At 64.9% G+C, this 23810-nt stretch carries 16 protein-coding genes; 6 read left to right on the forward strand and 10 right to left on the reverse strand.

Features of this window, described 5'->3' with window-relative positions; all coding sequences use genetic code 11:
- The first annotated feature begins 98 nt into the window (after positions 1–98).
- Both NAV32_RS06725 and NAV32_RS06730 read left to right on the forward strand, forming a co-directional pair.
- Positions 99–1481, forward strand: a complete 1383-nt coding sequence (locus tag NAV32_RS06725; protein WP_256052026.1) for a nucleobase:cation symporter-2 family protein — start codon at positions 99–101, stop codon at positions 1479–1481.
- A 69-nt stretch (positions 1482–1550) separates the two neighbouring features.
- Entirely contained in the window at positions 1551–2006 is a 456-nt protein-coding gene (locus NAV32_RS06730) for a metallophosphoesterase family protein (protein WP_256052027.1), read from the forward strand.
- A 12-nt stretch (positions 2007–2018) separates the two neighbouring features.
- Here NAV32_RS06730 and NAV32_RS06735 read toward each other — a convergent pair whose 3' ends face one another.
- Entirely contained in the window at positions 2019–2534 is a 516-nt protein-coding gene (locus NAV32_RS06735) for a dihydrofolate reductase (RefSeq protein WP_256052028.1), read from the reverse strand.
- Between the two features lie 104 nt (positions 2535–2638).
- Here NAV32_RS06735 and NAV32_RS06740 point away from each other — a divergent pair, with 104 nt between their 5' ends.
- On the forward strand, positions 2639–4033 hold the full coding sequence (locus NAV32_RS06740) for a DUF2868 domain-containing protein (RefSeq protein WP_256052029.1): 1395 nt from the start codon (positions 2639–2641) through the stop codon (positions 4031–4033).
- A 93-nt stretch (positions 4034–4126) separates the two neighbouring features.
- A complete protein-coding gene (locus NAV32_RS06745; protein WP_256052030.1) occupies positions 4127–5500 on the forward strand; it encodes a GTPase/DUF3482 domain-containing protein in 1374 nt (457 codons plus the stop codon).
- Between the two features lie 57 nt (positions 5501–5557).
- Here the strand turns inward: NAV32_RS06745 and phoU are convergent, their stop codons facing one another.
- The 5 genes from phoU to NAV32_RS06770 form a co-directional block, all read right to left on the reverse strand.
- The gene (gene phoU, locus NAV32_RS06750) at positions 5558–6286 is read right to left on the reverse strand and encodes a phosphate signaling complex protein PhoU (RefSeq protein ID WP_256052031.1); all 729 of its coding nucleotides are present in this window, start codon (positions 6284–6286) and stop codon (positions 5558–5560) included.
- A gap of 140 nt (positions 6287–6426) precedes the next feature.
- Positions 6427–7254: a phosphate ABC transporter ATP-binding protein PstB gene (pstB, locus tag NAV32_RS06755; protein ID WP_256052032.1), complete on the reverse strand. Its 828-nt coding sequence runs from the start codon at positions 7252–7254 to the stop codon at positions 6427–6429.
- 102 nt (positions 7255–7356) lie between these two features.
- Positions 7357–9027: a phosphate ABC transporter permease PstA gene (gene pstA, locus NAV32_RS06760; protein ID WP_336604860.1), complete on the reverse strand. Its 1671-nt coding sequence runs from the start codon at positions 9025–9027 to the stop codon at positions 7357–7359.
- 63 nt (positions 9028–9090) lie between these two features.
- Complete coding sequence (locus tag NAV32_RS06765) at positions 9091–11367, reverse strand: ABC transporter permease subunit (RefSeq protein WP_256052033.1); 2277 nt, start codon at positions 11365–11367, stop codon at positions 9091–9093.
- Positions 11368–11671: 304 nt separating this feature from the next.
- A complete protein-coding gene (locus NAV32_RS06770; protein WP_256052034.1) occupies positions 11672–12637 on the reverse strand; it encodes a PstS family phosphate ABC transporter substrate-binding protein in 966 nt (321 codons plus the stop codon).
- Positions 12638–12855: 218 nt separating this feature from the next.
- On the opposite strand from NAV32_RS06770, the gene NAV32_RS06775 reads away from it, so the two are divergent.
- Positions 12856–13257, forward strand: a complete 402-nt coding sequence (locus NAV32_RS06775) for an acyl-CoA thioesterase (RefSeq protein WP_256052035.1) — start codon at positions 12856–12858, stop codon at positions 13255–13257.
- A 79-nt stretch (positions 13258–13336) separates the two neighbouring features.
- Complete coding sequence (locus NAV32_RS06780; RefSeq protein WP_336604861.1) at positions 13337–14245, forward strand: AEC family transporter; 909 nt, start codon at positions 13337–13339, stop codon at positions 14243–14245.
- A 1-nt stretch (position 14246) separates the two neighbouring features.
- On the opposite strand, the gene NAV32_RS06785 is transcribed toward NAV32_RS06780, so the two are convergent.
- From NAV32_RS06785 to recC, 4 genes are all read right to left on the reverse strand, one after another.
- Complete coding sequence (locus NAV32_RS06785) at positions 14247–14699, reverse strand: hypothetical protein (protein WP_256052037.1); 453 nt, start codon at positions 14697–14699, stop codon at positions 14247–14249.
- Positions 14700–14867: 168 nt separating this feature from the next.
- Entirely contained in the window at positions 14868–16703 is a 1836-nt protein-coding gene (gene recD / locus NAV32_RS06790) for an exodeoxyribonuclease V subunit alpha (RefSeq protein WP_256052038.1), read from the reverse strand.
- Positions 16704–16872: 169 nt separating this feature from the next.
- Positions 16873–20418 carry an exodeoxyribonuclease V subunit beta gene (gene recB / locus NAV32_RS06795; protein ID WP_256052039.1) on the reverse strand — a complete coding sequence of 1182 codons (3546 nt, stop codon included), beginning with the start codon at positions 20416–20418 and terminating at the stop codon, positions 16873–16875.
- Positions 20415–23660 carry an exodeoxyribonuclease V subunit gamma gene (recC, locus tag NAV32_RS06800; RefSeq protein ID WP_256052040.1) on the reverse strand — a complete coding sequence of 1082 codons (3246 nt, stop codon included), beginning with the start codon at positions 23658–23660 and terminating at the stop codon, positions 20415–20417. Before recC ends, recB begins: the two co-directional genes overlap by 4 nt.
- Positions 23661–23810 lie beyond the last annotated feature (150 nt).

Genomic DNA, 23810 nt, shown 5'->3' on the forward strand with positions numbered 1-23810 from the left:
ATGCCGCCGGGTGCGCAATGGGAGCCATGACAGCACCTGCCACTGTCCGCGGCGCATCCTGGTCAGTAGAATCGCGCTCTTTTGCTGAAAGGCCGGCCATGAGCGCTCTCGAGAATCACACCGCCCCCGAAACGCCGGACGAACTGGTCTACGGGCTCAACGACCGTCCGCGCCCCTGGGTCGCCTTCCTCGCCGCGCTGCAGCATCTGCTGGCGATCATCGTGCCCATCGTCACCCCAGGTCTTTTGATCTGTCAGGCCATCGGCGTATCGCCACGCGATACCAATATCATCGTCTCGATGTCGCTGGTGATTTCCGGCATCGCCACCTTCGTGCAGTGCAAGCGCTTCGGTCCGTTCGGTGCAGGGCTGCTGATCGTGCAGGGCACCAGCTTCAATTTCGTTGGCCCGTTGATCGCCGGCGGCGTGTTGATGGTCGGCCAAGGCACGCCGGTGGAAGCGGTGATGGCGGCGATTTTCGGCGTGGTCATCGCAGGTTCCTTCATCGAAATGGGTGTATCGCGCGTCCTGCCGTTCATCAAGCGCCTGATCACACCGCTGGTCACCGGCATCGTGGTGCTGATGATCGGCCTCACCCTGATCAAGGTCGGCCTGATCAGCATGGGCGGTGGCTACGCAGCCATGGGCAACGGCACCTTCGCCAATGGCGAGAATCTGCTGCTGTCCGGCGTGGTGCTGGGCGCCATCGTCGTGCTCAACCGCCTGCCGGTGGTCTGGATGCGCAGCTGCGCCATCGTCATTGCCCTGGCCATCGGCTATGCGCTGGCCGCATACATGGGTCGTCTGGATTTCACCGGCATGCGCGAAGCCGAGCTGTTCCAGGTGCCGATGCCACTGCATTTTGGCCTGGGCTGGTCCTGGAGCCTGTTCATTCCGATGGTAGTGATTTATCTGGTGACCTCGCTGGAGGCCATCGGCGACGTCACCGCCACCAGCAAGATTTCCCGCGAGCCGGTGGAAGGCCCGCTGTGGATGCAACGGATCAAGGGCGGCGTACTGGTCAACGGCGCCAACTCGCTGCTGGCGGGTTTCTTCAATACATTCCCCAGTTCAGTGTTCGCGCAGAACAACGGCATCATCCAGCTCACCGGCATCGCCAGCCGCTACATCGGCATGTGGCTGGCCGCCATGCTGGTCATCCTTGGCCTGTTCCCGGCAGTGGCCGGCGTGCTGCAGGCGGTGCCCGAGCCGGTCCTGGGTGGCGCCGCGCTGGTGATGTTCGGTGCTGTCGCAGCGGCGGGCATCAACATCCTCGCCGGCATCCAGCTGGATCGCCGCGCGCTGTTGATCATTTCGGTATCGCTGGCCCTTGGCCTGGGCTTCTCGCAAGTGCCGGAATTTCTCGCGCACATGCCAGCCGGCCTGCGCAGCGTGCTGGAGTCAGGTGTGGCCACCGGCGGGATCTGCGCGCTGGTGATGAACTGGTTTTTGCCGGAGTCACCTGACCACTCAGAAGCCTGATCGCCAGCGCGGCCAAACCTGGGGCGCTGAGCGCAGTCAAAAAGGCTTTCGCCCCCAAGGCAGACATCCATGCACATCGGCCTGATCTCCGACACCCACGGCTTGCTTCGCCCCGAGGCGCTGGCCGCTTTGCAAGGCTGCGCGCGCATCATTCACGCCGGCGATATTGGCAAGGCGGCGGTGCTGGATGGCTTGAGCGCGCTCGCACCGCTGGATGTGATTCGCGGCAATATCGACACGGCAGACTGGGCACAGGCATTGCCCGAGCGCCTGGACCTGCGCATCGACGGCCTGCGCCTGCATGTGTTGCACGATCTCAAGGAGTTGGACGTCGATCCGGTCGTTGCCGGCATCAATGTGGTGATCGCCGGCCATTCGCACCAGCCGTGCATCGAAAGGCGCGACGGCGTGCTCTATATCAACCCCGGCAGCGCCGGCCCGCGACGCTTCCGGCTGCCCATCAGCGTGGCACTGCTACGACTGGAAGACGGTGATGCCCAGGCCGAACTGATTCGCCTCGACTGAACTGAAAGTCGATCAGCCGCGCTGCCAGGTTTCGAAACGATACGCCGGCGCCTCGCCGGAAGCCGGATGCGCCTGGCTATCGATGCGCTGCCAGCGGGTTTCATCGAACTGTGGGAAAAAGGCATCGCCTTGAGGGCTGGCTTCGATCCGCGTCAGATACAGGCGCTGGGCGCGGTCCAATGCCTGGGTGTAGAGCTGCGCACCGCCGATCAGCATGATCTCGTCCGCACCCTGTTCCCGCGCCCAGGCTTCGGCACGCTGCAAGGCGTCATCCAGGCTGGTAAAGGTTTCCGCACCTTCGAGCTGCAGCCCAGGCTGCCGGCTGACCACCAGATTCAAGCGCCCCGGCAGCGGGCGACCGAGTGAATCCCAGGTCTTGCGACCCATGATGATCGGCTTGCCGAGGGTCATCGCCTTGAAGTGCTTGAGATCCGCCGGCAGATGCCAGGGCATTTTGTTGTCGAGTCCGATGACGTGGTTTTCCGCCAGTGCGGCGATCATCGCGAGGGGAAGAGAGGTCTGATTCATGGTCGCGAGAATAACAGAGGGCCGAAGCGACCGTCAGCGGCGACTTTTCCGCATTGGCCCGGCAGAAGGTATTCTCACAGCTGCTTTCACGACCGAGATAACGTGTGACCGCCCATCTCCCACCAACGCTTACCTCCCTCGACCGCCTCTGGCTGACCGAAGCCGTGCGCCTGCGCGAAGAACATGCCGGTCCGCTGGACGACGACGAGGCCAATCGCAGGGCACGCGCCGAGGGCGGCGAACTGCATCAGCTGATCGAACGCCGCGCACTCTGGCTGGCCCGCCGCGACGGGCTGGTCGAGGCGCTGCAACACTGGCGCCAGGGCGCTCGGCTGGCGGCTTTGGCACTGCTGCTGTTCGCGCTGCTCAGCGGTGCGGGCCTGGCCTGGGCGGCGCTGGGGGACGGGGCACGTCCGGTCAATGTGTTCTGGGCGCTGGGCAGCCTGCTCGGACTGAACCTGCTGATGCTGCTGGGCTGGCTGCTGGGCTTTTTCTTCGCCGGCGACAGCGGCGGCGCGCTGGGCCGGCTATGGCTGTGGCTCAGCGAAAAACTCGCCCGCGATGCACGCGCCGTACAGCTGGCGCCGGCGCTGCTGGCCGTGCTGCAACAGCGCCGACTCGGTCGCTGGCTGCTGGGGCTGAGCGTGCATGGCCTGTGGTCGCTGGCGATGCTCAGTGCTCTGTTGACGCTGCTGGCCCTGCTGGCCACCCGTCGCTACGGCTTTGTCTGGGAAACCACCATCCTCGGTGAAAACGCCTTTGTCGGGCTGACCCAGGGCCTCGGCGCGCTGCCTGCGCTGCTCGGTTTCAGCATGCCGGACATCGGGCAGATTCGCGCCAGCGGAACCCTCGCCAACGACTTCGACAGCGCCCGCCAAAGCTGGGCCGGCTGGCTGGTGGGCGTGGTGCTGATCTACGGCCTGCTGCCGCGCCTGCTGCTCGCGCTGTTCTGCCTGTGGCGCTGGCGTAGCGGACACTCGGCGCTGTGCCTGGATCTGCAACTGCCGGCCTACCGCCTGCTGCGTGAACGCCTGCAACCGGCCAGCGAGCGCCTCGGCATTCAGGATGCAGCACCCGCCCATCTGCATAAGCCCGATAGCGGCATTCAGCCTGTAGAGGGCGAAGGCGCGGTGCTGGTGGCCATCGAACTGGAGCCGAACCGCGACTGGCCGCCCCCACTGCCCAGCGGCATCGCCAATGCCGGTGTGCTGGATGATCGCGAGCAGCGCCGACGCTTGCTTGAACACCTCACGCGGGAGCCTGCACAGCGCCTGCTGATCGCCTGCGATCCACGCCGTTCGCCGGATCGCGGCACCCTGGCGCTGATCGGCGAGCTATCACGCTGCGCTGCCGCCACGCGAATCTGGTTGCTGCCGGCCCCGCCCGGTGGAGTTCTGGACGACAGGCGTCTGCAGGACTGGCAACAGGCGCTGGACACGCTGGGGCTTACACACGGCGATATTGCACCGCTGAGCTGGTTGGAGACGGGCCATGACTGAACGCACTCATTGTAGGGTGGATGTCGCTTTTTACATCCACGGTTGGCAGCGGTGGATGGGTGAAGCGTCATCCACCCTACGGAGGCCCGCACAATGAGCGCGCCCCTGAAACTCGCTCTGGTCGGCCACACCAATGTCGGCAAGACCTCATTGCTGCGCACCCTGACCCGAGATATCGGCTTTGGCGAGGTGTCGCACCGCCCCAGCACCACCCGTCATGTCGAGGGCGCACGCCTGTCGGTGGATGGCCAGCCGCTGCTGGAGCTCTACGACACCCCCGGCCTGGAGGATGCCATCGCCCTGCTCGACCATCTTGAGCGCGTCGAACGCCCTGGCGAGCGCCTGGACGGCCCGGCACGCACCGCACGTTTTCTTGAAGGCAGCGAGGCACGCCAGCGTTTCGAGCAGGAAGCCAAGGTGCTGCGCCAATTACTCGCCAGCGATGCCGGCCTCTACGTGATCGACGCCCGCGAACCGGTGCTGGCCAAGTACAAAGATGAACTGGCAGTGCTCGCCGGCTGCGGCAAGCCGCTGCTGCCGGTGCTCAACTTCGTCGCCCAGCCCGATCACCGTGAAAACGAATGGCGTGAGGCCCTGGCCCGGCTCGGTCTGCATGCACTGGTGCGTTTCGACAGCGTGGCGCCACCTGTCGATGGCGAGCGGCGCCTGTACGAAAGCCTGGCGCTGCTGCTGGAGTCGTCAAGGCCGCAATTGCAGCGATTGGTCGAGGATCACGAAGCTCAGGCTGCCGCACGTCTGGCCGCAGGCAACCAGCTGATCGCCGAGCTGTTGGTGGATGTAGCCGCCTGCCGGCGCAGCGTCACGGCGCAGCCGGAGCTGGAGCGCGGCGCGATACGTGAACTGCACAACGTCGTGCGCGCTCGCGAACAGGCGTGTGTCGAAGCGCTGCTGCGCCTCTACGGCTTTCGCCCGCAGGATGCAGCAGCAGCCGACCTGCCGCTGCTGAACGGACGCTGGGGCGATGACCTGTTCAATCCGGAAACACTGAAGCAGCTAGGCGTAAAAGTCGGTGGCGGCATGGCCGCGGGTGCGGCTGCCGGTGCCGGGGTCGATCTGATGGTGGGCGGCATCACCTTGGGCGCTGCCGCCCTGCTCGGCGCCATCGCCGGCGGCGGTGCGCAGACGGCGCGGCATTACGGCAATCGCCTGCTGGGCAAGCTCAAGGGCCAGCGTGAGCTGACGGTCGATGACAGCGTGCTGCGCCTGCTCGCCCTGCGCCAGCAGCTATTGCTGACAACCCTCGCCGCGCGCGGACACGCCGCACAACAGACCATCGAGCTGGCAATGCCGCAGGCGCAGGGCTGGCGCGACGGCAAACTGCCCGAACCCCTGCAGCGCGCCCGCGCCCGTCCCGAGTGGTCGTCGCTCAACCCCGGCGCACATCTGGAGCAGCGTGAACGACAGGCGTTGCTCGAAGCACTGCAAGCAGAGCTGAGCCATGCCTGAGCCCTGCAGGGTGGAAAATCGCGTTACGGTTTCCCACCCTGCGTTCGATACGACGTCTCAGCGATCCCTGCCGCTTTCCACCTCTTCGGCCATGCGCTTGAGGCCGATATGGCGCACGTCGGTACCGCGAACCAGGTAGATCACCAGTTCGGCGATGTTTCGCGCGTGGTCGCCGATGCGCTCCAGCGAACGCAGCGCCCAGATCACGCTGAGCACGCGGGAGATCGAGCGCGGGTCTTCCATCATGAAGGTGACGAGTTCACGCAGGGCGGTCTTGTATTCGCGGTCGACGGTCTTGTCGTACTGCGCCACTGACAGCGCCAGATCGGCATCGAAGCGGGCGAAGGCGTCCAGCGCCTCACGCACCATCTTGCGCACCTGGTCGCCGATATGACGTACCTCGACATAGCCGCGCGGCGACTCGCCCTCTTCGCACAGCTGGATGGCGCGGCGGGCGATCTTGGTGGCTTCGTCGCCGATGCGTTCAAGGTCGATCACCGACTTGGAGATGCTGATGATCAGCCGCAGGTCGGAAGCCGCTGGCTGGCGACGGGCGAGAATGCGCACGCATTCCTCATCGATGTTGCGCTCCATCTGGTTGATCTGCTCATCGACTTCGCGCACCTGCTCGGCTAGCCCGGAATCGGCCTCGATCAGCGCGGTCACCGCATCGTTGACCTGCTTCTCCACCAGCCCGCCCATGGCCAGCAGGTGACTGCGAATCTCTTCCAGCTCGGTATTGAACTGCTGGGAAATATGTTGGGTGTGGCTGTCTTTACTGATCATCTGTCGAAATCCTCGTAACCGATCGTATTTGGCGATGCATGGTCCTTGGCAGAGCGTGTCGGGCAAGGCGGCGAAGCGCAGACAGTACGATTAGTACGGCAAGCTTCGCCAACGCAGCCCGGCGCGCTATGACATGGCCATCAACCGTAGCGACCGGTGATGTAGTCTTCGGTCTGCTTCTTGGCCGGGTTGGTGAACAGGGTGTCCGTATCGCCATACTCGATCAGTTTGCCCATGTACATGAACGCGGTGTAGTCGGAAACCCGTGCCGCCTGCTGCATGTTGTGGGTCACGATGACGATGGTGTAGCGGGACTTGAGCTCATAGATCAGCTCTTCGACCTTCAGCGAGGAGATCGGGTCCAGCGCCGAGCTGGGTTCGTCCAGCAGCAGCACTTCAGGCTGCACGGCGATGGTGCGGGCGATGACCAGACGCTGCTGCTGACCGCCGGACAGGCCCAGCGCCGACTCGTGCAGACGGTCCTTCACTTCTTCCCACAGCGCCGCACCCTTGAGCGCCCATTCGACGGTCTCGTCGAGCACGCGCTTCTGCTTGATGCCCTGGATGCGCAGGCCGTAGACCACGTTCTCGTAGATGCTCTTGGGAAACGGGTTGGGCTTCTGGAACACCATGCCGACGCGGCGACGCAGGTCGGCCACGTCTTCGCCCTTGCGGTAGATGTTGGTGCCGTCGAGGTTGATGGCGCCCTCGATGCGGCAGCCGTCTACCAGGTCATTCATGCGGTTGAAGCAGCGCAGCAGCGTGGACTTGCCACAGCCCGACGGGCCGATAAAGGCGGTCACGCGCTGCTTGGGGATGTTCATCGCGACGTTGAACAATGCCTGCTTCTGACCGTAATAAAGGTTCAGATCCGGCACCTCGATGGCCACCGGCTCATCGGCCAGACTGAGGCTGCGCTTGTCGCGGCCAAGGGCGGAAATGTCGATGGAATGGGTGTTCGATTGCATGTGTTCGCTCCGTTCGCAGCCTCGGGCTGCAAGCTACAAGCTGCGCGTTCAGGCCGACGCCTCGTTCTTCCCGAGGCTGGCGGCCTGAGCCCGCGGCTTCAATCAATGATCAAGCGCCTTGTACTTCTCGCGCAGATGGTTGCGGATAACGACCGCACTGAGGTTGAGCGTCGCGATCACCAGCACCAGCAGCAGGGCCGTGGCATAGACCAGCGGACGCGCGGCCTCGACGTTGGGGCTCTGGAAGCCGACATCGTAGATATGGAAGCCCAGGTGCATGATCTTCTGATCCAGATGCAGATAAGGGTAGTTGCCATTGAGCGGCAGCGAAGGCGCCAGCTTGACCACGCCCACCAGCATCAGCGGTGCCACTTCGCCGGCGGCGCGGGCCACGGCGAGGATCAGGCCGGTCATCATCGCCGGGCTGGCCATGGGCAGCACCACTTTCCATAGCGTCTCCGACTTGGTCGCGCCGAGCGCCAGCGATCCTTCGCGGATCATCCGCGGAATGCGCGCCAGACCTTCTTCGGTGGCGACGATCACCACCGGCAGCGTGAGAATCGCCAGCGTCAGCGACGCCCACATCAGACCCGGTGTGCCGAACACCGGAGCCGGTGCCGCTTCGGGATAGAAGATCCGGTCCAGCGAGCCGCCCAGCACGTAGACAAAGAAGCCCAGACCGAACACGCCATAGACGATGGAAGGCACGCCCGCGAGGTTGTTCACCGCGATGCGGATGATGCGTGTCAGCAGGCCCTGCTTGGCGTATTCACGCAGGTAGACCGCTGCAATCACGCCGAACGGGGTGACGATCACCGCCATGATGATGGTCATCAGCACGGTGCCGAAGATCGCCGGGAAAATCCCGCCCTCGGTGTTGGCCTCGCGCGGCTCGTCACTGACGAATTCCCAGATCTTGGCTGCGTAGAAGCCGAGCTTCTGCGGCACCGACATGGCGTTCGGCTGATAGGCACGCACCACCTTGCCGAGGCTGATGTCCTGCTCACGCCCATCCAGGGTACGCACGCTGACGCTGTCGCGATTGAAGTCCTGATAAAGGGACATCAGACGGCCTTCCAGCGCCTGGTACCTGCTGTCCCAGTCAGCGCGCTCGGCGTCCAGCTCGGCCTGGGCGGCAGCATCCAGTTTGCCATCCAGTTCCAGCTTGCGTGTCTTCAGCCGCAACCGCTCGAGACCGTGGTTGATGCGTCCGATATCGACTTTTTCCAGTTGGCTGATTTGCCCATGCAACTGGTCGATACGCTGAATACGGCGCTGCAGCTCGGCCCAGGCGGTTTCGCCCTCGGCGACCAGGTTGCCGTTTTCCTTGACGCTGAGCAGTTCGCCATAGAAGTTGCCCCACTCGCGGCGTTCCAGCACGACCAGGTCTGCGGGGGTGCGCTCGTTGCTCAGCCACTCGCCGACGACCCAGGTGAAATCCGCACCGTAGACTTCACGGTTGCCGACCTTGAGCAGCTCGCGGGTCATGAATTCACCGCCCGCTTCGGCCACCGGCAAGCCACTGGCCGCCAGACGCGCACGCGGCACTTCCTCGGCTTGCACACGCTCACCGGCGAGCACGCGAGGCTCGCCGCCGGGCACCTGGTAATCAGCGACGATGACATCCGCCGGCCAGAAATGCGCCATGCCTCGCACTGCGATCACCGACAGCAAGCCCAGGGTCATGATCACCGCGATGGACACCGCACCGGCGTTCATCCAGATCCAGGGAGTGCCGCTCTTGATCCAGTTTGTCAGGGAATCCTTTTTCACGGATCGATACCTTTAACGAAATCTCTTCGCAGCCCATTCGGCTGCATTCTTGCCGATGCCCGCTTACAGGCTGGCGTATTTGCGGCGCAGGCGCTGGCGAATCAGCTCGGCCAACGTGTTCATCACGAAGGTGAAGATCAGCAGCACCATCGCGGCGAGGAACAGCACGCGGTAGTGAGTACCGCCCACTTCCGACTCGGGCATTTCCACCGCGACGTTGGCCGCCAGGGTGCGCATGCCTTCGAAGATGTTGGCTTCCATGATCGGTGTGTTGCCGGTGGCCATCAGCACGATCATGGTTTCACCCACCGCGCGGCCCATGCCGATCATCAGCGCCGAGAAAATACCGGGGCTGGCGGTCAGCAGCACCACGCGGATCAGCGTCTGCCAGGGCGTGGCACCAAGGGCCAGGGAACCCAGGGTAAGGCTCCTGGGCACACTGAACACGGCATCTTCGGCGATCGAATAGATGGTCGGGATCACCGCAAAACCCATCGCCAGGCCGATTACCAGGGCGTTGCGCTGGTCGAAGGGAATGCCCATCTCGTTGGTCAGCCACAGGCGCATGTCGCCGCCGAACCACCAGTTCTCCATGTGACCGCTGACTTCCAGCGAGCCGAAACCCACCAGCAGAATCACCGGAATCAGCATCAGCGCCTCCCAGCCATCCGGCACGCGCAGGCGAATGCTTTCCGGCAGGCGGCTCCAGAGGTAGGCCGCCAACAGGATGCCGAGTGGCATCAGCAGCAACAGGGCGAAGATGCCTGGCAGGTGATTTTCCAGGTAAGGCGCCAGGAACAGGCCAGCGAAGAAGCCGAGGATTACCGTCGGCAGCGCCTCCATCAGCTCGATCACCGGCTTGACCTTGCGGCGCAGTGCCGGGGCCATGAAGTAGGCGGTGTAGAAGGCCGCACAGATGGCCAGCGGAGCCGCCAGCAGCATCGCGTAGAACGCAGCCTTGAGTGTGCCGAACGCCAGCGGGGACAGGCTCAGCTTGGGCTCGAAGTCGGTATTGGCCGAGGTCGACTGCCAGACATAATCAGGTTCGGGATAGCTTTCGTACCAGACTTTGCTCCACAGGGCGCTCCAGGAAATTTCCGGGTGCGGGTTGTCGATCACGAAACGCTGCAACTGGCCATCGGACTCGACCAGCAACCGCGTGGCACGCGGTGACAGAGTGGCAATGGCAGCGCCTTCGGCGACAGACTGTGTGAGCAGGGTGCGGTGCGCGGTGCTGTGGAAAAGGCCCAGGCTGCCGCTGTCGTCCAGCGCAAGAAAGCCCTTGCGACGCTCTTCCGGCAGAATCTGCGTGATGGGGCTGTCGCCCAGCTGGAAGTTGCGCACGTTCTTCAGCTCGGCCTGACCATCAGGACTGCGCACCATGAACCATTGGCCGATGCCACCGTTGGTGTCGCCTACCAGCAGCGAGATGCCGCCCAGCAACGCGGTCACGTTGGTGACTTCGCCTGTGCCGTTCAGCAGCTTGTAACGACCATTGAGCTGCTTGCGGCGCAGATCGAAGACATCCGCATTGGCCTTGCCACTGACGGCATAGAGCCACTGGTGGCGCGGGTCGAGCAACAGCTTGCGGATCGGCTCGTTCACCTGCGGAAGATTCAGGCGCTCCTGCTCGATGCTGCTTTCGCCCGTCAGCAGGTTTTCCGTGGTGGCGATACGCAGGGCATGCAGCGCACTATCGGTGGAGGCGGCGACCAACAGGGTCTTGCCGTTGCGGCTGATGGCGACATGGTCGAGGGCGCCGCCCTGGGCATCAAGCGCCAGAGGCGTCTCGCCGAAGGGATAGTCGATCCGTGGCGAGATGGTCTTCTGGTTGTTCGGGTAGCTGAGCCTGTAGTTGTGCTCCAGCACCAGCGCCTGTCCATTATCCAGGCCCAGCACCAGCAGCCGGCTACCAGGCGTGTCCTGGGCTATGGCGGTGATGCGGGCTTCGGCCGGAAGCGGCAGGCTGATGCTGGCCAGCTCGCGCCCGTCCTTGAGGCCGAAGAAGCGCACCAGGCCATCAGCGCCCAGGCGCATCGCCACCTCGTTCTGCTCCTCGATGGTCAGCAGCAGCGGCTCACCGGCCTTGGCCAGCCAGGCCGGCTGCTGAGCATCGCGTGCGCGCAGCTCGGCGCCCTGGAACATCGGCATCACAACCTGGGCAAGGTAGAAAAAGATCAGGCAAATGGCGCCAAGTACCGCCAGGCCGCCGATGGAGACATACCAACGCGCCAGATGGTCCTTGAGCGCGCGAATGCGCCGTTTACGCTGCAACGCGGGAGTATTGAAGTCCAGCCGTTGCGCATCGGTGTTCGCAGTCATGGGCTCTATATCATTCATCAAGAGGGTTCCTGAGCCGCCGGGCTCTGACAGGCCGTTGAAAACTACCTGCGTTGGCAATACTTCGTTAAAAACAGGCTCGGAATGCTCATTTAGAACACTAAACTCCGCTTCCTCGCCTGTTTTTGCCTCGTCCTGCCTGCCTCGGCTACGTTTTCCAACAGCCTGTGAAGGCGCCTAATCTAATCAAGCCATGTGACAGAAAAATTACAGCACGTAAAAACGACGAAGCCCGCCAGCGCATTTCGCGTGGCGGGCTTCGTGCCGCAGGCCTGACGGCGAGCGCCGTCAGGTCAGCAAGTGCTTACAGGCCCAGTTCCTTCAGAGCCTTGTCAGCCACATTCTTCGGCAGCGGGATGTAGCCATCCTTGACCACAACGTCCTGGCCTTCCTTGGACATCACCAGCTTGATGAACTCGGCATCCAGCGGGCTCAGCGGCTTGTTCGGCGCCTTGTTGACGTAGACGTAGAAGAAGCGTGCCAGCGGGAACTTGCCAGCCAGTGCGTTCTCTTCGTTGGCTTCAAAGGCTTCGCCACCCTTGGACAGCGGCACGGCGCGGACGCTGGAGGTCTTGTAGCCGATGCCCGAGTAGCCAATGGCGTTCAGTGTGCTGGAGATCGACTGCACCACCGAGGCCGAACCCGGCTGTTCGTTGACGTTGGATTTGAAGTCACCCTTGCACAGGGCTTCTTCCTTGAAGTAGCCGTAAGTGCCGGATACCGAGTTACGACCGAACAGCTGGATCGGCTTGCCGGCCCACTCACCGGTCATGCCCAGATCACCCCAGGTCTTGATGTCCTGCTCGCCACCGCACAGACGGGTGCTGGAGAAGATGGCGTCAACCTGCTCGATGTCGAGCGACTTGATCGGGTTGTCCTTGTGCACGAACACCGCCAGGGCGTCGATGGCCACCGGCACTGCTGTGGGCTTATAGCCATACTTTTCTTCGAAGGCCTGGATCTCGTTGTCCTTCATGGGGCGGCTCATCGGGCCCATGTTGGAGGTGCCTTCGGTCAGAGCCGGCGGCGCGGTGGAGGAGCCGGCAGCCTGGATCTGGATATTGACGTTCGGGTAGCTGCGCTTGAACTCTTCAGCCCACAGCGTCATCAGGTTGGCCAGCGAGTCGGAACCGACGCTGGACAGGTTGCCGGAGACACCGGAAGTCTTCTCGTAGCTCGGCAGGGCCGGATCAACAGCCGCAACCGCGCTGGCTGCGCCTACACCAGCGGCTACAAAGGTCAGGGCCGCCATCAAACGATTCAATTTCATACCATGCTCCTAGCAGGGTTGTGTTCGAGTGTGTTGGAACGGGGGCCATTGTCTGCAGGCCGTGTGAACACTCTATGAATCGAATGTGACAATCTGGTGACGGTCAACCTTGATCCTTATTGGTCGCTGCTGTCATATACAGCCGCTATACTCGGCTCCGCCCGCGCTACTGCGGGCCTCTTCGCGCCAGAACAACAACCGCGCCGCGAGCTCAGCCGATGAAAGATTACGAACAGGAAGATCCGATTCCCCAGGGCGACCTGGCCCTGCAACTGACAGCCCTGCCGCGCGAAACCAATGGGTTTGGCGACATCTATGGCGGCTGGCTGGTCTCGCAGATGGACCTGGCCGGCACCGCCATGGCCAGCCGCGTGGCCTCAGGCCGGGTGGCAACCGTCTCCATCGACCGCATGGCCTTCATGGTGCCGGTGGCCGTTGGTGCGCAGCTGTCGTTCTACACCCAGACACTGGATGTGGGCCGCAGCTCGATCCGCATGCTGGTGGAAGTCTGGAGCGACGACCCGGTTTCCAGCGAATGGCGCAAGGTCACCGAAGCAGTATTCGTCTTCGTCGCCATCGACAGCACCGGCCGCACCCGTTCGGTAACGCCCCGCCGCTGATCATCCGCGGCGCAGAACACTTGCGTGCCGCCTGGCGAGCCGCCAGGATTTCGGCAAACCTGCATTGATGGATGTATCCGTGATCGCGCTCCTGCTCGCCCTCTGGCCCCTGTTCGCCCTGATCGTCGCAGGCTACTTCATGCGCCTGCACGGTTTCCCCAACGACGCCTTCTGGCCCGGCGCCGAGCGGATCAACTACTTCATCCTTTTTCCCGCCCTGCTGTTCAGCAGCCTGGCCACCGCGCCGCTGGACAATCCGGCCTTGCCACATTTGGCAGCCGCCGTGCTGTTGGCCCTGGGTCTGGCCTGGCTCGCCCTGCTAATCGCCCGACGCCTGCGCGGCTGGTCGGCAGCACGCTTCGGCGCCATCGCCCAGGGCACCCTGCGCTTCAATACCTATCTGGGCCTTGCAGCCGTCGGCAGCCTGTTCGGTGCTGAAGGTCTGGCGCTGGCGGCGCTGATGCTGGCACTGATGGTGCCGACGGTGAACGTGATGTCGGTCTGGGCACTGACCGCCGAGCGCGGCGTCAGCGTCCGCTCGCTGCTGCTGCCGATCATCAAGAACCCGCTGATTCTCGCTTGCCTGACCGGCGCACTGGTCAACCTGTCCGGCCTCGGCCTGCCCGGCGGAACCGACCGCCTGCTCGGCCTGCTGGCCGCCGCCAGCCTGCCGCTGGGCCTGCTGTGCGTAGGCGCGGCACTGAAGCCCCAGGAACTGGGCGGTGAAGTGCCCGCGCTGGGCTGGAACAGCGCACTGCGCCTGCTGGCCGTGCCGCTGCTGGCTTATGGCGTCGCTCTGACACTCGGGCTGCCTGCAATGGAAACAACAATCCTGGTGCTGTTCTTCGCCCTGCCCACCGCTCCAACCGCCTATGTCCTGACCCGGCAACTGGGCGGTGACAGCCATCTGATGGCCGGCATCATCACCCTGCAGACCCTGCTGGCTGCGGCAAGCCTGCCACTGGTGCTGACGCTGCTGGGCAGCTGATTCAGTGAACCACCTGCGTCTTGAGCAGCCGTACGAGCCCCGCGACCATCATCGCAGCAAAGACCAGCATCACCAGCATCGGCCCCGCATGCCCGACCTGCTCCTGCAAACCAAGCAACCCCTGGCGCACCAGCGCAAGGGTGAGGCGCACACGCCCGTCATCCTCAACCACATAGGCGCCCCGCTCCCACACCTCATACGCTGCCTGTAGCGGCAGCAACGCAAGCGGCAGGACGATCAGGCACAGCCAGTAACCCCCACGCCGCCGCGGCCCCAACAAGCCCCAGGGCCGATAACAGGCATGGATCAGCTGAAAAAAGCAGAACGCGTAATAGCCTGCCAGCACCACCAGAAAGCCACTGCCCCAGCCCGGCGTCACCCAAGCGGCAAAAACTGCGATCCCGACCACCAGCAAACTGAGCAGCGCCCAGGTCGCATAAAAGATGTTTTTCATTTCTGTCCCAAACCGTCGATTCGCGGCAAAGGCGCATCGGAACAGAAATATCCAGGCGAATCATTCAACGACTTCACGGAATTCGTGTTTCTCTACTTAAGAGATACCGTGCATGTGCGCGCTTTTGATACCCATTGACCGAGTTGAGGCTGGTGCAACGAGCCATCCCTAGAACAGCCCAAGCTGCTCTCCCTGCCCGGCACCCTTTTCCACGTCACTGACCTCTGTCTCCCGCTCATTCAATTCCAGCCGCTGCGCCAACCCGGCGGCGCGTTCGGCACGGGTGGTTACGGCTTCCTGCAGGCGCGCCGGAAGGGCCCAGATCTCGACCTTGCTCCGGGCACGGGTGATGCCGGTGTAGAACAGCGAGCGGGTCAGCAGCGGGCCGGGCTGTTCCGGCAGTGCCAGCAGCACCTCATCGAATTCCGAACCCTGGCTTTTGTGGACAGTCATGGCGAAAGCGCTGTCGTGGCTGGGCAGGCGCGCGGGTGCGAAGGCGCGATAGCCTTCGTCACCCTCGAAGTAGACGCGCAGGCCCTGCGCGCTCCTCAAACACAGGCCGATATCGCCATTGAACAGGCCGAGGGCGTAGTCGTTCTGCCGCACCATTACCGCACGTCCCTGATACCAGCGTTCGCGCGCGGCCACCTTGAGCTGGCGCTTGAGTCTTGCTTCCAGCGCTTCGTTGAGGCCAGTGACGCCGAACGCACCTTCCCGCTGGGCGGTCAGGGCGCGAAAGCCGTTGAATGTGGCGAAGGCCGAAGCCGGATCGGCCTGCCGGGCGGCCTGCAGATAGGGTGCGTAGCCCTGTTCGAGGCGTTCGACGAGAGCCGTGGCGTTGGGCGACGGATTCCAGGTCAGATCCGTGCGGTTTTCCTGCAGCAACGCGACGGCGCCCTTGGCATCACCGTCATTGATGCGCCGCGCCAGTTCGCCGATGCCGCTGTCGCCGGCGAAGCGATGGCTGTGGGTCAGCAGCACCACGGCATCACCCAGCCGCGAAAGCGGCGCCTGCTGCGGTACGGGCTGACCGGTGATGCGTTGCAGATCGCGGGCGGCCCGGGCATCGAAGCCGCGCCCTTCGCAGAGTTCGGCGAACACCGCGCCAGCTTCCACCGCCGCCAGCTGATCCTTGTCGCCGAGCAGGATCAGCCGCGCCTTGGGTGGCAAGGCGGCGACCAGCTTGGCCATCAGCGCCAGATCGACCATCGAGGCTTCGTCCACCACCAGTACGTCCAGTGGCAGAGGGTTAGCCGCGTCATGACGCACCCTGGGACTGTCGCCGCGACTGCCGAGCAGCCGGTGCAGGGTGCGCGCCTCGTCGGGCAGCGCCGCCTTGATCGCATCGCTGACCGGCAGGTTGGCCTTGGCGTTGCGGATTGCTTCGGCCATGCGCGCCGCCGCCTTGCCGGTGGGCGCAGCCAGGCCGATGGCCAGACGCTCACTGCCCGGCTGCTCCAGCAGCGCCGCCAGCAGGCGCACCACGGTGGTGGTCTTGCCGGTGCCGGGGCCGCCGGAGATCACCGCCAGCCGTCTGCGTACCGCCTGCGCCGCCGCCAGTCGTTGCCAGTCAGGGTTCTGTTGGTTGAAGGCGAACAGCCGCGCCAGACTGTCGCTCAGTTGCGCTTCGTCCACGGCGGGCACATCCGCGGTACGCGCCAGCAGCTGTCCGGCGAGTTGCTGTTCGTAGGCCTGGTAGCGGGCGAGATACAGGCGATCTGCGTCGAGGATCAACGGCGCGTAGTCGCCCGGCCCACCAACCAGTGACGAGCCCTGGAGTTGTTTGCGCCAGGCATCCAGCGAGGGCAGGCTCGATTCGCGCTCGGGCCAGGGACGCCTGCCGGCGAAGCGCACCAGCGGCAGACAGACGTCGCCCCGGCTCAGCGCCTCGCAGCACAGCGCGGCGGCGATCAATACCGCCTCGGGCGCATCGGGATCCAGGCGCTGCAGGCTGTCGACGAAGGCACGCTCCAGCGGGCCGAGAGGGAGTGCAGCAAGCGTCATGGGCGCACCCTCGCAAAGCAGCCGCGCATAGCCGCGCATCGGCGGGTTACACCCGCCCTACAAAAGCACGCTGTTGCCGAGCGTAGGGCGGGTGCAACCCGCCGGTTGCGCTGGCGGGTTGCCCTGCAGGTGGCCATCGACAGCATCGTAGTGACGCAAGTCAGGCGCATCATTTGCCCTCCTCGAACAGCCGGTCCAGCGCATCGAGCAGTGTGTCATCGGGCCGGGCGTAGTAAACCCCGGCTTCGGGCATGCCGCGCAGGAACAGATAGAAAGCGCCGCCCAGTTGCTCGTCGCGAAAATCGGCCAGACGCTGACGCAGGAAGCGCCGCAACGCGACCAGGTAAATCAGGTATTGCAGGTAATAATGTTCGCCCGCCAGCGTCTGCAGCAGCCGTTCGCCGCCGTAGTAACTGGCGTCCGGGCCGAGCCAGTTGGACTTGTAGTCGGCGATGTACCAGCGGCCGTCATGCTCAAAGGTCAGGTCGATAAAGCCCTTGAGAAAGCCGCGCAGGGTGTCGAACTCCAGGCGTGCCGCCGCCTCGCGCAAGGGCTCGGGCAGGCCACTGGCCGGATCGCTCAGCAGCGCCCGCAACCGCGTCACGTCGAGCTGAAGCACCGGAAAGGTGAAGCTCAGTTCCGGCAAGCGCCGCTCCGGGCGCAGGCTGGCCAAGGTCATTCCCGCACCATCCAGATCGGTATCCAGCACCTGCTGCAGCTGACGACAGGCAACCTCGGCCCATTCGGCTGGCAGTCCATAGGCTTGCAGGCCCGCTTCGACCCGTTCCGCCAGCGCGCCTTTGCCCCGCACCCACTCTTCCAGAATCGCGTGCAGACAGGTGCCGGCGCGCGCACCACGCGGAAAGGCGAAGAAACCACTGCCCGGCTCGGAGGCGTCGGGCATGGCCAGGGCATCACGGTCCGGTGCCTCCATGTGCATCCCGGCGGCCAGACCGGAGAAGCTGCCGATGCGCCAGGCGCTGTAAAGGCTGCGGTTCAGCTGCGACAACTGTCGGGGCGCTGATGCACGGCCCGGCCCTTGGGCACTGCTTTCTCGGGTTTCCAGCGCTACGCAGGCCAGCGTGCCCTCGCTCTCGCTGACCAGACGCTCGATGGCGGTGCGCAGGCTGGCGCAATTCAGATCGGCCAGGTGCGTGCCCAGCTCGGACAGCGGCTGATCGCCAGGCAGGCCGCGACCGTGCAGCAGCCAGGCCAGGGCGCTGGTGTGCAGCCCTTCGTCCGGCAGGCTGCCGTCCTTCTTCGCTTTCGGTAATGCTACCGGTCCCCAGTGCAGCCAGAGTCGATCACGCGCACGGGTCAGCGCCACATAGGCCAGGCGCAGCTGTTCGGCGAAGATTTCCCGGCGCGCGCGCTGCAGGTTTTCCTCCAGTGCATCGCTGCCAAGATCCAGCAGCGGCTGGCCCTGCTCGTCATGGCAGCGGGCGCTGTCGCGGTGCTTGCCCAGCAGCCTGCCGTCCCAGAGGAAGGGGCAGAACACCAGTGGGTATTCCAGACCCTTGCTGGTGTGGATGGTGACGATCTGCACCCGCTCGGCATCGCTTTCCAGTCGCAGCAGCGCATCCTCACCGGCCCCCTCGCTGCCGCATTGGGCGTTGAACCAGCTCAGCAGGGGTTCAAGGCCGGGGCGCAGCAGGCTTTCAGCCTGCAGCAATTCACCGAGATGCAGCAGGTTGGTCAGCCGCCGCTCACCATCGATCCGCGCCAGCAGCCGCTCGGCCACAGCCTGTTCGTCCAGCCAGGCGCGGAACACACGCATGAAGCCCTGCTGCTGCCAGAGCTGGTGGTAACGCTCGGCGGCTTCGCGCTCGGCATCCCACTGCTGCTGATCATCCTGGCAGCGGGCGAGATCGGCGGCGCTGCGACCCAGCAAGCGCGTGGCCAGGGCGTAGCGCAGCAGGCCTTCGCGGCCCGGCTCGGCATAGGCGGCCAGCACGGCAGCCAACTCGCCCGCCTCCTCGCTGCCCCAGACGCTGTCGCGCCCACGCCGCACGCTGGGCACGCCACGCGCGGCCAGCTCATCGGCGATCATCCCGGCCTGGCGATGGTTGGCCACCAGCACGGCGATATCACCGCCCTTGAGCGGCGTGAACTGGCCGTCCTTGTCGAAGCCGGCACGGCCCTCGGCGGCAGCCGCCAGTTGCAGGGCGATGCGTCGGGCGCAGTCACGGGCCGCCAGTTCGGCAGCCGCGCCCTTGGTCAGGGCATCGTCATCGAGCCAGATCAGCGACAGCGGCGCTGCGGCATCCTCTTCATCCAGGCGCAGGGTCGCCCGCGGTTTGTCGGCAGCACCAACCGGCGGATATTGCAGGTCCACCTGGGCAAACGGTTGCGGATGATCGAACAGCAGGTTCAGTGCATCGATCAGTTGCGGCGTCGAACGGTAATTGGTCGGCAGGTTGTAGGGCTGTTCGGCCTGTTCGCGGGCCTGGATATAGGTCGCCAGATCGGCGCCGCGAAAGGCATAGATGGCCTGTTTGGGATCGCCGACAAAACACAGCGAGGCGGTGCTGCCCTTGGCATAGATACGGTCGAAGATGGCGTACTGGATCGGGTCGGTGTCCTGAAACTCATCGATCAGCGCCAGCGGGTAGGTGCTGCGCAGGGAAGCCGCCAGCTCATCGCCCACCGGCCCCTGCAGCGCCTGGTCGAGGCGGTTGAGCAGGTCGTCGAACGCCAGCAGACGCTGCGCCGCCTTGCGCTCGGGCAGCTCCCGATTGAGCCGTTCGAGCAACGCGACCTGCAGCGCGATCAGCCGTTGTTTGCCTGCCGGCAACGCTTCGGCCAGCGCATCACTTAGCGTATCCAGTGCTTCGGCGAGTTCGCACAGCGGCGCTGCGTGGCCCTTCTTGCAGGCCTTACCCAAAGCACGGGCACCGAACTTGAGCAAGCCATCGGGAGCATCGTAGATCGCCGCCGGGTCGGCGAACCAGGCATCCAGCTCGTTCGCCCAAGGCCCGAATTTGATGGTCTTGTGTGTGCTCTGGCTGAGGCCACCGTGGGCGTGCAGCTCGTCTATCCAAACCCGGCCCGTCGCCTGCCAGAGCGCAGCGGCGCGCTGCCAGGCCGGTTCGATCCCCGACAGGTCGACCGCTGCCTGCGGCTCGCTCGGTTCGACCCGCAGGTAGGGCTTGCCCAGATGGCTGCGCAGGCGATTGCGCAGCCACACCGGCGTGATCTTCTGTTTGACCAGAAAGCGTGCCCAGGCCGGGTCGGCATCGGCCAGTTCGCTGCGCCAGGCATCAACCAGCAGCGCGTCGATGATCTCGCGGTCATCGGCGGTCAGTTCGCTGTCGAAATCACCCCCCGCCTCGAAGGCGGCATCCTGCAGGGCGCGCTGACAAAAGCCGTGAATGGTGAAGATCGCCGCCTCGTCAAAACCATGCACCGCCAGCAGCAAGCGCCGCCGCGAGGCCTCGTCGGGGTAGCGGGCATGCAGGCGATTGAGAAAGGCATCCTCACTTGGCGTGCCCTCGTAAACCGCCAGCAGCTCGGCCAGCCGCGCACGAATGCGCTCGCGCAACTCGGCGGTGGCGGCAGTGGTGTAGGTAACCACCAGAATCTGCCCCACCGACAATTGCCGTTCCAGCAACAGGCGGGCATAGAGCGCGGTGAGCGTCCAGGTCTTGCCGGTGCCGGCACTGGCTTCGATCAGCCGGCGACCATCAAAGGGCGAATCGAGCAGATCCAGGCTCATGCGTCGTCCTCTTCATCAGCGGCCAGGGCATCCAGAATCGGCCCGATCAGTTGTTCGGCGAGCGCCTCGAAACGTTCGTCCAGCGGCTCACGGTCGCGGAAGGCCAGGGCATTCCAGGGGTCTTCGCATTCCGCGGCGATGGGGCTGAATTCGCCTCCGAGCCAGGCTTCGCGGGCGCGTTTGCGCGCGGTATCGAGCGGTTCGCTGCCTCGGCTGGGATGGCGCCAGCCTTTGGCGAAGGCATGGCTGCTGCGCGGCAACAACGGCAGCGGTTCACAGATGGCGTCGCGATAGGCCAGTAGCCAGGGCTCCAGCAGCTCGGCGGCGTTCGCCAACGGCCCCAGTTGCCAATCCCCAGTCGGCGACAGCATCAGGCTGTTGCGCTCGATGCCCGGCGTGGCGGACAGGTTGAGCAGCAGATGACGCAACCAGAACGGTGCCAGATCCCATTCGCCGAGGCGACCGAGCTTCCAGCCGAACAAGCCACCCGGCGTGACACCATCGAGCCAGCCGTGGATGCGCACCCCGGCCAGCGTGATATCCACCGGCAGCGGCTCCGGCACCTCACTCGGGCGCAGCTCGAACAGCCGTGGGGCGAAGGCGCGCACCGGGCCACGCAGCTTGCCCCACAGCGCCTGGCCGACCTCGCCGGGCGGCAGCCAGCCGGCGGCGCAGGCCATGCGGCGTTCTTCAGCATCACTCCAGCCGTGCTCCAGCGCTTGCAGCGACAACCGCCGCAGGCCGTTCCATGCGGGCATTTCCAGCTCGAAAGGCTCGTCGCTGGCCAGCGTTTCACGGCTGTCGGCCAACCGCAGGCCGAGACGCTGCTCCAACAGAAAGCGCGACGGATGACGGAAGCACTGCAACAGCTGCGAGGGCTCGATGGTCAGCCAGGCGGCATCCGGTTCGGCCAGCCGGCTGGTGAATGGCGGCGGCAGCTGTGGCGGCTCGGCCAGACGCTGGGCGGCACGGAACCATGAACCCGAGAAGCCGCCGCTGGCGAAATTCCCCGGCGCAAAGGGCTGCAATGGATGGGCGATGCTGATGCGTTCGCTGGCCTTGCCGCCATCAGGTAGAACGGCGGTCAGATCGACGGCTTCCAGCACCTCGCTGAGCAACACCGAGGGCGGCAGCTGGGCATTGTCACGCGGGTCGCGACCCACATAGGAGAGGTACAGGGCGTCACGCGCCGAGAGCAGGGTTTCCAGCAGCAGGTAACGATCATCCAGCCGTCGCGCCCGGTCGCCACGGCGCGGATGACGACCGATCAGATCGAACCCCGACGGCGGCGTGCGGCGTGGAAAGACCCCGTCATCCAGGCCGAGCAGACAGACCAGGCGGAACGGCAGGCTGCGCATCGGCACCATGGTGCAGAAGGTCACCGCGCCGGTGAGAAAACCCGAGGCGCCACCACCCTGTTGCAGCACGGCACTGAGCTGCTGATGCACCAGTTCCAGTTCGATGGGCCGGGTCAGCTCGGCAGCGAGCGCCTGCTCACGCAGCGCGGTGCAGGCCTGGGACAGTACCAGCAGGGTGTCGCCGGCTTCGCGCTCATCGAACAGGCTGTCGATCAGCAGTTGCAGATCATCCGCCCACTCGGCCAGCGGTCGTGGCCGCGCCAGCTGGTCGGCGAGCTGGCCGAGTCGCTCGACGAACGCCACCAGCCGCCCAAGCAACTGCCCGCGCGCGCCTTCCAGGGCATCCAGCGGCCAGTGTTCGCCCAGCAGCGGCGCACGGTCACCAGCCAGCTGCGGCGGTGCGGCAAAGCCCAGCAGCAGGCGGTCCAGCCCCTGGCGCCAGGTGAAGGCCGCCTCATCTGGCAGCCCCAGACGCGCCCGCTGCCCACCATCACGGCCCCAGCGCACGCCGGCCTCGCGCAGCCAGTCGCGCAATAGCGGCAGGTCTTCGCTTTCGATGCCGGCACGACGGGCAATGGCCGGCTGCTCCAGCCAGGCAAGGATTTCCTCGGCGGCGAAGCGGCTTTGCGCCAGCATCAGCAGCTCAAGGAACGCCTCGATCAGCGGCACCTCGGCACGCAGACTGCGGTCAGCCAGGCTGTAGGGGATGCGCGGCACGCCTTCACGGGCGGCAAACACGGCTTCGATAAAGGGTGCGTAGCGTTCGATATCAGGCGTGAGCACCACCACCTGATCCGGGCTCAGGCTCGGGTCGGCGGCGAATCGTGCCAGCAACTGGTCGTGGAGAATTTCCACCTCGCGCAGCGGCGAGTGGGCGATATGCATCTCCAGCGAGCGGTCATCGGCGGCCAGCTGCAAGCGCTCATCCGGGTGGCGCGTGCGCAGGCGCAGGATGTCGTGCTGCAGGGCATGCAGCAGGCTGTTATCGCGCAGGTCTTCGTCGGCGGAATACAGCCCGAACTCCTGGCCGTCGAGGCTGAACAGTGCATCGAAGAAATCGCGACCCTGCTTGCCCAGGCTGGCCAGCAAAGGGTGGCCCACATCCAGATACCAGTCATCGGCGCCGCTGTCAGGCTGGCGCGCCAGCTCGCGGATATCACGGATATCGCCCCAGGCCTCGCGGCTCGGGTTGAGGGCGCAGACCACCACATCAATATGCCGCGCCAGGCCGTCGAGCACACGCAGGTGGTGTGGCGGCAGGCTGCTGATACCAAACACCAGCAGGCGTTCGGGCAGGCCGGACAGCGGCTCGTCGCGGTACAGCCGCTGCAGCAGGTCGCCCAGCAGGCGCGCACGATGCGGGTGGCCATCCTTGGTCAGTTCATGCCAGAGCAGCGCCTGCCAGCCCTCATCGGGGCCGAGCTCGAGAGTTTCGCCGCGCTCCCAGGCGGCCAGCCAGTCGTCGCGGTAGAGCAGGTACTGGTCGAAGGTATCGGCGATCTTCGCTGACAGCGACAGCCGCCGCCGCTCGTCGCCACCGTCCAGGTACTGCGCCAGACGCGGCGTCAGGTCGAGATTGGCCGGTTCACACAGCCAGTCATAGAGGCGCCAGGTCAGGGTTTGCGGAGCGAAGGCCGACTGCTCGGGAAGCTGGCCAAGCGCCGTGCGGCTCAGGTCCCAGACGAAGCGGGCCGGCAGCTGCGTTTCCAGCTGCATGGCGATGCCCTGTTTGCGCGCCAGTTCCAGCGTCAGCCAGCGCCCCATGCCCTGGCTCGGCACCACCACCAGCGCCGGCGCGAAGGGGTCGGCCAACGGCTTGGCCAACAGTGTGGTGGCCAGTTCCCCAAGGGTTTCCAGATCGGGAGCGTGATAGAGGCTGAGCATGGGCGGCGGCTTCGCTGAAATCAGTGCGCAAGGGTAGCAAGAAGCGTTGTGTCAGCGGGCTTGTGATCAGCGCCATGGCAGCCAATAAAAGCGCCCTACTCCTTTCGCACTGCCTTTCCTGTTCTTGCGATCAATACCAATTCTCCTATG

Source organism: Stutzerimonas stutzeri (genome assembly GCF_024448695.1).
Lineage (GTDB): Bacteria > Pseudomonadota > Gammaproteobacteria > Pseudomonadales > Pseudomonadaceae > Stutzerimonas > Stutzerimonas stutzeri_T.